The organism is Kitasatospora sp. NPDC057198 (assembly GCF_042670125.1).
Taxonomy (GTDB): domain Bacteria; phylum Actinomycetota; class Actinomycetes; order Streptomycetales; family Streptomycetaceae; genus Kitasatospora.
Genome location: NZ_JBHUWH010000291.1, coordinates 1 through 10268 on the forward strand (window position 1 = coordinate 1; position 10268 = coordinate 10268).

The 10268-nt window shown below is 71.1% G+C and carries 7 protein-coding genes and 3 pseudogenes; 5 read left to right on the plus strand and 5 right to left on the minus strand.

Annotated features, from left to right (window positions below; translation table 11 throughout):
• Positions 1 to 83: 83 nt before the first annotated feature.
• Complete coding sequence (locus tag ACFUEL_RS27005) at positions 84 to 344, minus strand: GlsB/YeaQ/YmgE family stress response membrane protein (RefSeq protein ID WP_380239363.1); 261 nt, start codon at positions 342 to 344, stop codon at positions 84 to 86.
• Between the two features lie 204 nt (positions 345 to 548).
• On the opposite strand from ACFUEL_RS27005, the gene ACFUEL_RS27010 reads away from it, so the two are divergent.
• On the plus strand, positions 549 to 971 hold the full coding sequence (locus tag ACFUEL_RS27010) for a PRC-barrel domain-containing protein (protein WP_380239364.1): 423 nt from the start codon (positions 549 to 551) through the stop codon (positions 969 to 971).
• Positions 972 to 1392: 421 nt separating this feature from the next.
• On the opposite strand, the gene ACFUEL_RS27015 is transcribed toward ACFUEL_RS27010, so the two are convergent.
• From ACFUEL_RS27015 to ACFUEL_RS27025, 3 genes are read right to left on the minus strand one after another with little or no spacing between them, the layout of a single operon-like run.
• Complete coding sequence (locus tag ACFUEL_RS27015; RefSeq protein ID WP_380239365.1) at positions 1393 to 1890, minus strand: hypothetical protein; 498 nt, start codon at positions 1888 to 1890, stop codon at positions 1393 to 1395.
• On the minus strand, positions 1887 to 4832 hold the full coding sequence (locus tag ACFUEL_RS27020; RefSeq protein ID WP_380239366.1) for a CHAT domain-containing protein: 2946 nt from the start codon (positions 4830 to 4832) through the stop codon (positions 1887 to 1889). The genes ACFUEL_RS27015 and ACFUEL_RS27020 overlap by 4 nt, the downstream gene beginning before the upstream one ends.
• Positions 4825 to 6147, minus strand: a complete 1323-nt coding sequence (locus ACFUEL_RS27025; RefSeq protein WP_380239367.1) for a hypothetical protein — start codon at positions 6145 to 6147, stop codon at positions 4825 to 4827. Before ACFUEL_RS27025 ends, ACFUEL_RS27020 begins: the two co-directional genes overlap by 8 nt.
• A gap of 227 nt (positions 6148 to 6374) precedes the next feature.
• On the opposite strand from ACFUEL_RS27025, the pseudogene ACFUEL_RS27030 reads away from it, so the two are divergent.
• A pseudogene (locus ACFUEL_RS27030) lies at positions 6375 to 6512 on the plus strand (IS5/IS1182 family transposase); the annotation flags it as partial.
• Between the two features lie 118 nt (positions 6513 to 6630).
• On the opposite strand, the gene ACFUEL_RS27035 reads toward ACFUEL_RS27030, so the two are convergent.
• On the minus strand, positions 6631 to 6945 hold the full coding sequence (locus tag ACFUEL_RS27035; protein WP_380239368.1) for a helix-turn-helix domain-containing protein: 315 nt from the start codon (positions 6943 to 6945) through the stop codon (positions 6631 to 6633).
• A 148-nt stretch (positions 6946 to 7093) separates the two neighbouring features.
• Between ACFUEL_RS27035 and ACFUEL_RS27040 the strand changes: the two genes are divergently transcribed.
• The 3 genes and pseudogenes from ACFUEL_RS27040 to ACFUEL_RS27050 all read left to right on the plus strand — a co-directional run.
• Positions 7094 to 7765, plus strand: coding sequence for an HAD family hydrolase (locus tag ACFUEL_RS27040; RefSeq protein WP_380239369.1), 672 nt, complete (start codon positions 7094 to 7096; stop codon positions 7763 to 7765).
• Positions 7766 to 9448: 1683 nt separating this feature from the next.
• Positions 9449 to 9667, plus strand: a pseudogene (locus ACFUEL_RS27045) (integrase core domain-containing protein); the annotation flags it as partial.
• A gap of 265 nt (positions 9668 to 9932) precedes the next feature.
• Positions 9933 to 10250 (plus strand): annotated as a pseudogene (locus ACFUEL_RS27050) (DNA methyltransferase); the annotation flags it as partial.
• Between the last annotated feature and the right edge of the window lie 18 nt (positions 10251 to 10268).

Below are 10268 nucleotides of genomic sequence, written 5' to 3' on the forward strand. Positions count from 1 at the left end.
GCCGGGCCAGTCGTTGCCGCCACCCTGGTACGGCAGGGTGGCGGCAGTCCCGGTTTTCCCCGAACGGGGGACAACAGCAGCCGTCAGACGCGCCGGCGGGACCAGAACGGGGTAACCAGGAGGATCAGCACGGCGGCCGCGCCCACCTGGAAGGCGTGCCGGATCCAGTCGACGCCGTCGGTGTCGGCGACGCCGAACGCGCTCGCCAGGAAGTTGCCGATGATGCCGCCGACGACGCCCAGCAGGATGGTCAGCCACAGCGGGATCGGCTGCCGACCGGGAATGACCAGCTTCGCCAGCAGGCCGATGATCAGACCGGCGATGATCGCCCACAGGATCGACATGGGGTTCCTCCTCGTCTCGTGGATGCGCGGCCGGACGCCGCCGCGGCACCCGCATGCCCCGCCGGACGCCCCCGATGCCTGCTCGGGCCACCGGATTTCCGACCGGACCGGACCGGCATGGACCGGCGGCCACCGGGCAACCGCCCCGAGCGGCCGGGGCGGAACACCCGCCCGTCCGGGGGCCGTTCGAGCGGAGGGACGAGCATGAGCGAGCAGCGACAGGACGACCAGCGGCAGGACGGCCAGCGGCAGGACGGCCAGCGGCAGGACATCGACCTGTGGACCTACCGGGACGCGTCCGGCCACCGGGTGGGCGCCGACCTGGTCGGGTTCCACGTGCTGGCCGAGGACGGGCCGATCGGCAAGGTGGACCGGATGGCGGAGGACTTCGGGCCGCAGTACCTGGTGGTCGACACCGCGCCGTGGATCTTCCACCACCGCGTCCTGCTGCCCGCCGTGACGGTCCGCGAGGTCGACCCGGAACAGCGCACCGTCCGGGTCGACCGCACCAAGGAGGAGATCGGCGCCGCCCCGCCGCTGGTGCGGGCCGAACAGCACACCGACCACGACCTGCGGGCCGAACTGGCGCTCTACTACGGGCCGTTCTACGGCAACCGGCTGCCCTGAGGGGCTCGAGACACCACGGACGACCTCGCCGGCCGAGGAGTACCGCAAGCTCACCGGCGGCAGCGAACCGCTCTACGGCGACTACACGTGGCTGCTGGAGCACGGCGAGCACGTCGCCCGGGAGCCGGGCGACGCGCTGTTCCTGCCCGAGCGGGTCTTCCACGTCGGTCGGCAGAGCGGGTTCTCGGTCTCCGTCGCCGCCCCCTCCACGCCTTCCCCGGCGCCGCCGCCGCGTTCGACGACGACGCCCTCGCGCCCGGCACGAGCGTCGCGGTCCGCGCCCTGGTCGACCCCCTCGTCCCCTCATCCGGCGTCAGGAGCCGGGGTGCGCAACCGATGCAACGGCGCTGCGTCAGGTGCGACGTGTGTCGGGCGGTGGATCTTCCCGGTGCAGCGCACCCGGTGCCGGCGGCTCGGGTGGCTACTCCCGAGTGCCCCCGAGCAGGCGGGCCACGGTGGCCGCGAGCTCGCGCAGCAGTCCGGGGGGAGCCGCTTCCTTGCGCAGCCGGAAGTCGAACTCGGTGTGTCCGTCGCGGCGGTGGATGCGGATGTCCACCTTGGTCTGCAGCCAGGCGACCAGCGCGCCCAGCAGCACGGTGCCCACCAACGCGGCCTCGACCGACATCTGCTCGTCGGCCGGCGGATCGGAGAGCACCTCGGCCGCGCGGCTCGAGGTGTCCGGGTCCTGGAGCAGGTGGACGAGCAGCTGGCGGGCGGCCCGACGGCCGTCTTCGCCGGCGATCCCGAAGGTGCGGGCCCGCTCGCCGCCGGCCGCCATCAGAGCGGTAACCAGGGACTGTGCCTCGTCGGCGTCCAGCGGAGTGCGGGCCGGGTCGGTGTCGCCGAGTTCCTCGGTGATCTCCTGCAGCGACAGGACCACGGAACGGTCGGACAGGGCCTCCGGTGAGGCGGCGGTCATGTTTGTCTCCCTTCGCCGAACAGAGCAAGCGCGGCCCAATGGTAGGGATGGGACTCCCACGGGTGCGCGGGCCGGTCGATCAGGTTGCGCTGCGCCGCCCAGAAGCACCGCCAGAGCGGATCTCCGGGCCGGGCGGCCAGGTTCCGGTAGAAGTCGGTCAGCAACCGCCGCGAGCTGTCCTCATTGCAGTTCCAGAGCGAGGCCACCACGTTGCCGACCCCGGCGTACAGCAGTGCCTGGACCATCCCTTCCAGCAGGCCGCCCGAGAGCTGGTCGCGCTTTCCGGTCGAGCAGGCGCGCAGGGTCAGCAGGTCGGTGCTCGTGGCGGTGCGGGCGATGTCGCGGGCGGTCAGCAGGTGGCTCAGCCGGGTGGTGACGGGGAGCCTGTCGAGCAGTTTGCTGGGTCTGCTGCCTCCGTGGGCGAGCAGCACGCCGGAGTCGAGGGGTTCGGCAGTGTCGAAGTAGCCGTGGCAGGTGAGGTGGGCGATCCGGCTCCCGCGCAGTCCGCGGAGGACGGCGTCTTTGGTGGCCTGCGTCCCGTGGACGGTGCTGACCGGCCAGCCGACGGCCCCGAGCAGTTCCGCGTCCTGCTCCAGCCTTCCGGGATCAGGGTCCTCCTGCGCGGCGACGCCCGCACAGAAGACCGGCGAGGCTTCTCGCGGCGTGCTCTCGCTCGTCCGCTCCCGTCGACGCTCGGCATACAGCATCGCAGTGGCGCTGCCGACTTGGACGACAGCGTGCCGCACGGCCAGTACCGACCCGTCCGGGGTCGGTACGGCTGCGAGGGGAAGCGCCGAGAGGTGTCCGTCGCCGGCCACCAGCAGCAGCGGCCGGTCCGCGATGGACGGCAGGAGGGCGGCGATCAGCGGAGTGAGGGCGTCGAGGAACGCGGTCTCGCGCCGCCAGGGCCGGCGGGGGTGGAGCGGTGCAAGTGGCGGGAACTCGTGCGGGGCGCCGTCGAACGTGCGCTGGAGCTGTGCCACCGCATCGGCCAGTCGGCGTTCGCCGACGGGGATCCGCGTCACGGTCAGCCGTTCGGCGCCCGGGAGATAGACGAACGCGGTGATCGAGCCGGTGCCGGCCAGGAACGAGACGAAGGCGCACTCTTCGGCGTCGGGACGAGAGCGCAGATGCCGGCGGAGGTCGGCCATCCGGGCCGGGCGCGCTTCGCGCAGGCGCACGTACTCCGGGGCGTGGGGCCGCATCCGCCGGTGCACCGAAGCAAGTCGCCGACCCAGCTGCTCGCGCCGCTCGACGTGCTGGCTGCCCCGCTCCACGTGTCCCACGCTGGTGGCTGCGGTGGCGAGTTCGGCCAGCAGCTCGGCCTCGTCCTGGACCAGCTGGCGGGGCACGTGCGGCGGCGGCGCCAGCGGGGCGTGTGCGAGGTGGACGAGGAAGGTGCCGGACCTGGTCTCCTCGTGGAGGTCGAAGGCGAGTTCCGCCGGCGGGCGGTGATCGGGTAGCCGGAGTGTCTGCCCGTGGTCGACCAGCACGTCGACCAGCAGTCGCGTGAGATCGGCCGTGACCTCGGAGTCCGGCGGCAGCGCCGTGCGAGCGTGCCACAACAGGTCGAAAGCTTCCTGATGCGTGCGGCCCTGCGCGTCGCGCAGCAGGCTGCGGGCCAACTGCAAGGTCACCTGGGCCCGCGCCTCCGGGTCCACGGCCCGCTGGTCGGCTTCCGCGCCGAGGCGGCGCAGTTGCTCCGCGGCCTCCGCGTGTCGGCCCAGGCCGTGGAGATAACGGGCTTCCGCGAGACGGCAGTGCATCAGGACGGCCCAGTCGTCCAGGGCTTCGGGGGCGACGGAGAGGAAGACCAGGACGTCCCCGAACAGCGCTCGGCTTTGCGGGCTGTCTCCGTCCAGACGGCTCAGCACCTGCAGCAGGCCGGCTCGGGCGTCGCGGCTGTTGACCGTCGCGGTCAAGGCCGAGGCGTACCAACGGAGCGCGGCGTCCTGTTCGCTGCGCGCCCCGGCCAGGTCGCCCAGGGCGATCAGGGCGTTGGCCCGGCTGCTGCCCTGTAGGTGGTCCCGGTCGAAGAGGTGCAGGACGCGCTCGTGGCAGGAGCGGGCGGCCTCCGACCGGCCGAGCCCGGCGAGCACCCGGCCGAGGTTGTTCAGAGCCGCCGGTACGAATCCCTGGTCCGGGAGCGACTCGGCCAGGCGCAGCACTGCGCGGAATCCGCTCAGCGCCTCCCGGAGCAGGCCCGACTTGCAGTACGAGGCGGCCAGGTCCGTCTGGGTCCTGAGCAGAGCGGCAGTGTCACCGGCGGCCACGGCTATCTCGGCTGCCGCGGTGTACTCCTGCCGACCGCGCCGGTAGTCACCGAGATCCTCGTGGAGCAGACCGCGCAGCTGGTGGAACTGCGAGGCCAGCGAGGCCACGACTGTGCTGTGCGAGTGCACACCGACCGCTGCCGGGGCGAACTCGGCACCCGCCATGGCCTCCAGGGCGTCCCGTGAGCGGCCCGCGTCGCGCAACAGGCCGGCCAGGTGCCGGCGTGATCCGGCAACCCGGGGGAGCTCCCCGGGATCGGCCAACGGAACACCGTCGGCCTCACGGGCAGCGGCCAGCGCTGCGTCCAGCTCACCGGCATCGGCGAGTTCGGTAATCCGCAACTCCCTTCGGAGCCTGGGCGAGAGGGGCTCGTCCGGGTCGGGGAACCCGATCGGCCTGTCGCGGCCGTGCGTCCGGGTGCGGTGCAGCAGGGCCACCGCGCGCTCGGCGGCAGGGCGGTTCTCGGCGACCAGTTCGGCCAACCGCCGCACCAGCGCTGCCTGCGCGATCCGACCGCCCGCGGTGAACCGCGCCTGCAGTCCTTCCAGTTCGGCGAGCAGTTCCGCAACGTCGTAGGGCCGCTTCGGGTTGACCAGCAGGCTCTCGGCCTCCTGGACGGACATCACCATGAGCAGCTCCTCGGCCAGCGCCTCCTCCCGCTCACCCACGCCCCGGCTCCTCGGGCACCGGAGCCCCGATCGCCTGCATCATCTCGTACACATCGGCCCGGTCCCGGGCATCGGCGGCGGTGGCCAAGGCGCGGGCGAAGTGCTGATACGTCCGCGGCCGGTCACCGGTCCACCAGTAAACCTGCGCGACGTGGAAGTGGACCCGGTGCTCGCCGTCCCAGCCCGCGGCCAGCTCGTCGGCGTGCCGGAGGGCTTCATCCCGGTCCAGGCGGTTCCGGGCGGCCATCATGAGTGCGATCCGGTACTCGGGATTTCGGGGAAAGTGCCGGTGCAGGTCGCGGACCTGGGCCTCGGCGCCCTGGTCTCCGCGTACTGTCCGCATGATCAGGTCTTGAGTCCGGCGGTGGTGCTCCGCCTCCCGCCTGGCGAGAGCGGGATCGTCGTGGTACATCTCCCGGACCACCCGCAGCACCGGGGAGTCGGGCCGTACCTGCTCCAACCTCCGGACGGCCTCGCCGAGTTGCAGGTCGTCGCCGCTGCCGATCCGGATCCCGACCAGCAGCTCCAGCGCCGCCGGGTCGGCCGGGTCCTCGTCGAGCACCGCCTGGACCGCGGCCTGCACCTCGTCGGCGGTGACCGTGCTGGCGGGGGTGCGAAACATGGCGTACAGCAGCCCGGCCACCCGCAGGCGGTCCCCGTCCCGAGCCTCGCCGTGCTGAAGCCGCTCCCGCACAGCCGCAAGCTGACTCTCCATCATCGCGGTCTCCCGAGCGATCTGCCGCTGTGCGCGGTCGAGCTCGGCAAGCCGACGGCCGGCCTCTGTCCGGGCCGGCTCCCCAGCGGTCGGCCCGTGAGCGCGCAACACCTGCGCGGCGCGCTCCGGCTGCCCGCTCGCAGCGTGCGCGGTGGAGAGGTTGAGCCAGACCGCCGCCGGCTGCGGCCCACTGCCCAGGAGTTCACGCCACAGGTCGGCGGCCTCGCCGATCCGGCCGGCGAGGGCAAGAGCCAGCGCGAAGTGGCGCAACGCGGCGGGGTCACGACCTGCGGCACGCTGCGCGAGGTCGTGCAGCAGGCGAGGGACCGCGGCGTGCGGCGTCGCTCCGAGTTCCTCGGAGAGTCGGTGTTCGGCCGGATCGTCGTCGAGCACCCAGATCCAGGACAGTGCATCCGTCACGTTGGCTCCCCCCAGTGCCGTCATGAGCCCCTGCGTCGCTCGGCCACCGTACGCCTGCTCGCCGGCCCGCAGCAGCTGATGCCAGAAACCCGACGGGACCGCGCGGTCGTGGAACGGCGACACTGTCGGCTCGGTCTGCTTGCGGGCGGGAGCGCAACGGCACCAGCGCGTCCCCTTCATCGGCGGGTCTCGCCTCGGCCCTCGGCCCTCGGCCCTCGGCCGATCGGACAGAGAGCCGGCGCCGGCTTCGTGTACGGCAACCGATCGAGCAGCCGGACCGATACGACACGTCAGGAGCAAGAGGGCGGAATATGAGCTGATTTCCGTTCTGTCGTCACCTGAGCGTGCGGCTCTGCCCGTCTGCGGCAGGTCGCGGGGCTGGCGCGGTGCGGTGCTGAGGTGGCTGCGTGAGTGACCGCAGGCCCTACAAGAGCGGCTTGTCCGACGGACGCTGGGCGCTGATCGAGCCGGTGATCACCTCGTGGAAGGTCCAGCATCCCTCGGTCAGCGGCCACGAAGGCCGCTACGGGAAGCGGGAGATCATCGTCGTCGCGTTCGATCGCGCAGCGGGCCGGCTGCTGCCAGGACCAGCCGTGCCGTTTGAGCAGGACCCAGGTGCCTCAACGGTGCAGCTCACGTGGAACAGTCGGCCGATCAGCGTCTTCACCCGTGCCAGGTCCACCGCTGGTCCTGCCGGCCGTGGGCCAGTGGCCCGCGCTCCAACTCCCGCTCCAGCATGGCGATCTGATTGCCGCTGAGCCTTGGCTGCCCGGGTGAACCCTTCGAGGCGATTCCACCCGAACCGCCCTCGCGCCACTGCCGGCGCCAGCGCTCCACCGACCGCACGCCCGCCCGCAGCGCGGCTGCGACGCCCCTGCTCTTCTCGCCGCCCTCGAAGCGCTCCACGGCCTGCTGCCGGATCCGCTCCCGCGCGGCCCTCTCCGCGTCGGTCGAACCGCCGCCCTGTGCATACCTCACCGCACCCGATCCGAGCCGCTCCGTGACAGGCAGCCCTGCAGGCCACCGTCCACTCCTGGCGCTCGCGCTCTCCTGTCCACCATCCGCTCCTGGCGCTCGCGCTCTCCTGTCCACCGTCCACGATCACCTGCGCACTACACTGCGCGAAATGACGGATTCGATCGGCCTTGTCATTTTCGACTGCGACGGAGTCCTGCTGGACAGTGAGCGGTTGGCCGTACGGGTGGACGCGGTAGTTCTCGCTACTCTCGGCTGGGAACTGAGCACCGATGAAATCGTCGACCGATTCGTGGGACGCTCACACGAGTACATGGTCTCGCAGATCGAAATCCACCTCGGCCGCTCTCTCCCGGACAGCTGGGAGGCGGAGTTCCAGCCCCTGTACGACCAGGCGTTCGCCACCGAGCTGACCCCGGTGGAAGGCATCGTGGAGGCCCTCGATGCGATCGGCCTTCCCACCTGCGTTGCATCGAGCAGCAGCCACGAGCGGCTTCGCTCCACGCTCAGCCACACCGGCCTCCACCCCCGCTTCGAGGGGCGCATCTTCAGTGCGAGCGAGGTCGCCAACGGCAAGCCCGCCCCGGACCTGTTCCTGCACGCCGCCTCCAGGATGAACGTGCACCCCAGCCGGTGCGTCGTCGTCGAGGACAGCAAGTACGGCGTCGCGGCCGCCCGCGCCGCAGGCATGCGCGCCTTCGGCTACGCGGGCGGCCTGACGCCGGCGGAATGGCTCGAGGGACCCGGGACGGTGGTCTTCAAGGACATGGCCGAACTCCCCGGCCTCATGGATCAGGCCCAGCGCATGTCCGTACGCCCCTGACCACCGGCGGCTGAACCCGGTCCCAGGACAACCCCGCGGTCGGCGCAGTACCGCTGCGCTACCGTCCGAGGAGCCTCGGCAAACTCCTGGGACTGGCCATGTGAGCCCGACGGATTGTGGATCAGGAGCGAGTGGGGCCCGGCCCCAACTGCCAGGACCGGGTGGCCGCCTCGTGCGGGAGGCTCCGCGTCCCCTCGCCGGATCCACGGATGGACGGAGAGCATGGCCAGGTTCCCCGCCGCCAGGTGCCATCCCGCCTCCCGCAACGGGAGCCACGGCCGTGGCTCGACTGCCAGGCCGATCCGGCGGTGCGCGTGGCGGGCGAAGGGCTCGTGGATCAGCCCGTACAGATCTCCCTTGCGGCGTACACACGCGTCAGTCTCGAGATACTCGCGGCCGAGCTCTACGAGGTTGGGTCGTTCGCCCAGCCGATGGTCCAGGGCCATACGCAGACAAGCCATGCCGCACAGCCGCCATGCCCCAGAAGCGATACTCCTCGGGTGAGGAAGCACCGGAGTCGTACCAGCCGGGGTCGTCGGCCGCGTCCGTCTCGCCGGCCGTGATCGCGGCGACAGGCTCCGGCGACTGCCACTGCGCGTGGTGGGGCACCTCGTGCCGTACCAGGGTCAGGATGCCGCCATGGGCCTTGAGGGCCGTATTCTGGCGGGACTTGTGGCCTGAGGTCACCGGGAGACCGCAGGAAGTTCCCAGTCGACCGGACCGTAGACGGCCTCCCTCCGGCCCGTGGACATGGCCCAGTAGCGGTCTCCGTAGGACCAGTGCCACCACTCGGTCGGGTAGTTCACGAATCCGGCGGAGCCCAGGGCGCGTTCCATGGGCGGGGCGGGGACATCCAGGCGTTGAAAAGGACCGCCTGCACGATCTTCGCCTCGCTCTCATGGGCCGAGATGCGGTTGCACACCTGCCGGCTCGTGGTGCCGTTCTTGGTCCTGCCGACCTTCACGTAGGAAAACTGCCTCGACGTCGACAGGAAGTACAGGACGTAGAGCCTGTCGCCCCCGGCGTCGAGAGGTCCAGAAGCCTCGAGGTCCCTCAGGACTGGGCCCTCACGGCGGCGACGGTCTTGGCAGGCGGCATCCTCCCGACGGCGAAGTAGTCCGTCAGCCGCAACCTCGCCATGAAGGGGTTCGTGTAGGGGTCCCGGTGCTTCGTGTTCAGTCGCTCGAAGGGCAGGGACTGCCGCACGAACTCGGGCGCGTCGGCGAAGTCCTCGGGCTCGCCGAAGTACTGCTCGACGTAGATGTCTTCTCATCGCACGCCTAATTGAGCCGCAGCGCCGCCTCCCGCTACCGGGTTCGGCCAGAACAGGGCAGGCGGCGGCGCCTCGTTCTCCTCGGGCGGCAGGACTCCGGTCCGTCCCACGGCCGGGCGCACTGGTCCTCGACGGTCAGGACCCGAGCGCGCAGCCGCTCCTGCTCCTCCCGGGCCTCGGCGGTGGCCACCGGAGGCGGCTGCGGCCACCAGGACGAGCGGGGCGGCACCCCGGACCGCTCAGCTCTGTCTCCCCGCCGCTCCGGGGCGTTGAGCGTTCCCTGTCGCGCGTCAGACTTTGTGGCAGGGCTCGTTTGGTGCGGGTCCTGCTGCTTGAAGGAGTCTGATCGATCATGGTGAGGCGACCGGCACTGCCGCCGGAGGAGAAGACCCGGGTAGAACGGCTCCCGCGAGCGCGGCTTCGGCTCGCTCAAGTACGAGAAGCTGTTCCTCGAGGAGATACCCGACGCCCACGACCTCGTCCGGCACGCCGAGGACTACCGGCGCGACTGCAACACCGTCCGACCGCACGAGGCTCTGGCCTGGAACCGGCCCCACGACGTCCACGCCGGCGCCGCGGACCCGCTCGTCCCCAACTTTCCCGAACCCGAAAACCTGCCAATTGCTTGACGCGGGACACGCGTACCCGGGAGCAGGGGGCGTAGGGGTTCGACAGGTCGGCTTCTTCGATCGGACGATGGCCGACGGCCGGTCATTTTCCAGGGAACTGTTGGAGTCTCGTATCCAGCGCCTTGGTGGGGGTTGCCTCTCACGCGCCTCTCACGGACTGGGTGTCACGAGGCAGTATCGGGTGGCATGGAGGTTGGACGTGACAGACCCTGACCTGCGGTATTCGGATAGGTGAACACTAGTCAGGTGCCAGTTCGGGCGCCAGGGCGTCAAGGGCACCCTCGACCAGACCCGGGCCCTCTACCTGCCCGGCCACTTCGTCGCGTCCCAGCCCCGCAAGGACCGCGTCCACATCACCCAGAAGCCGCTGGAGGTCATGCAGCAGATCGTCCGCATCTGCCCCGAGGGCGGCACCGTCCTCGACCCCTCCACCGGCTCCGGCTCCACCGGCATCGCCGCCCTGCGCGAGGGCCGCAACTTCGTCGGCGTCGAACTCTCCCCCCACTACGCGGACATCGCCGAACAGCGCCTGCACGCCGAACACACCCAGGACGACTTCGTTCTCGCCGGACCGGAGGCATGAGCATGAGAACCCCCGGAA